Origin of the sequence: Allobosea massiliensis (assembly GCF_042655245.1) — a bacterium.
GTDB classification, from domain to species: domain Bacteria; phylum Pseudomonadota; class Alphaproteobacteria; order Rhizobiales; family Beijerinckiaceae; genus Allobosea; species Allobosea massiliensis.
Genome location: NZ_JBHSLU010000112.1, coordinates 1 through 1,545 on the forward strand (window position 1 = coordinate 1; position 1,545 = coordinate 1,545).

The 1,545-nt window shown below is 60.8% G+C and carries 1 protein-coding gene; it reads left to right on the forward strand.

What is annotated here, in order from left to right; genetic code table 11:
* A partial coding sequence (locus ACFPN9_RS26135) for a hypothetical protein (RefSeq protein WP_377817893.1) occupies nucleotides 1–1,540 on the forward strand: 1,540 nt, incomplete at its 5' end.
* Between the last annotated feature and the right edge of the window lie 5 nt (nucleotides 1,541–1,545).

The following is a 1,545-nucleotide window of genomic DNA, read 5'->3' on the forward strand; positions in this document are numbered from 1 at the left end:
CGGGGATCTCTCGGTTCAGGGTTGGCGTTCACAACCCAAACCTAACCGGCAATCGCCGGTGACCACCGTCAGCTACACCACGCTATGGGACACGACCCTCATTTCACGTTGCCCGCAATGCTCTGAGCCGTTCGATCCGGGTCGTGGCACGATTGATCGTTGCCCCAACAACCACGAGATTAGCCGCTTTGAGTGCGTTCCCGCTGATGCCCAAGAGGTGCGGTCCTCCGCGTACATCGTAGGGCGCCTGGGAGGCCGGCCGCGCATCAGCGTCCCCGCTCTCGATGACATGCCTTTGCATTGGGCGATCGAGACCATGGAAGTGCTGGGATACGCCGAGACCGAACGGAGCTTCGTCAAGCAGCATGGCGATAGCCGAGGCGCGTCCAGCCAGGCGTGCGGCATCGGATTATCTGTAGTCGAAGATATCGCGACCGCCGCCCCTGGCTTGGTTGCTGGTCTGCGGGATGGCGCCCATTCGGTTCGAGGAACGGGGAAGGAAAAGGCCTATGGAGGCTTCGACAAGTGGGCTTTCGGGCTTCCTGAGGGAATTCTCAAGGGCCACCTAACGAAGGCAATCGAGCGGGATATGGCGTCCGCCGGTATCGGCAGAGCGATCCGCATCGCGCCGGTCAAGGGCTCAGGGATCAGTCTGTCAAAAGCTGCGCAGATGATCGGCACCAACGTCGAGTGGGTCCGACGGGTGGCGATCGAGAAGGGCTTCATAGAGCCGCGGAAGCGGTGGAAGGGAGCTCCGATAACGCTTTCCGAGCAAGCCGTCGAAATTATCCGCGAGCAGAAGGACAAATGGCTCAACCTCGAGGAGACCGCGTCTCGTCTCGGCGTTGAGGTAACCAGCATGAAGCGATTGCTGGATGCGGGGCACTTGGACGGCATCACGTCGGACAACCCGAGGGTCGAGGGTAGCGCCGGGTCCGCGCTGTGGCGAATTTCGCCAGAGACGGTCGATGCCTTCATCGAGAAGCTGACACAGACATTGGTCCCGAGTCAGAGTCCATCTTTGTCGTTAATCGAGGCCAGCTTTGCCGCGTCGAAGAGTCTAACTCGTGTGGTGGGTTTGATTCTGCGGGGCCATCTCTCGGTGTGCGCTGTCGACGAAGACGCCGACGGGCTCGCACAACTGAAAGTCCGCGTCGTCGACATCAGGACCGCGCTTCAGAAGGACCGTGGCGACATGCTCACGTTCCTTGAGGCGAGCGCTGAGATAGGTCTGTCGCCCGCTGTAGCGAAGGAGGTACGCGACGCTGGATACCTGCCGGCAGTAAAAACTGGCAATCGCTACGACGTATCGAGGCAGGACGTTGACCGTTTCAACGAGCTCTACACGACGTCAGCCAAACTGGCAGAGTCCTTCGGTTTGCTGGGCTGGCAATCAGCCGATCAGCTGCTGAAAATGATCGGGATCAAGCCGCTAGGCGGCCGAGATTTCGGTCGTGTCCCTGCTGGTGGTGTAGCTTCGCAGAGCCACCGCGTGCCGGCTTTGGTCGGGCTGGTCAGGCGGCCACGGCTGGCAGGCTGACGATG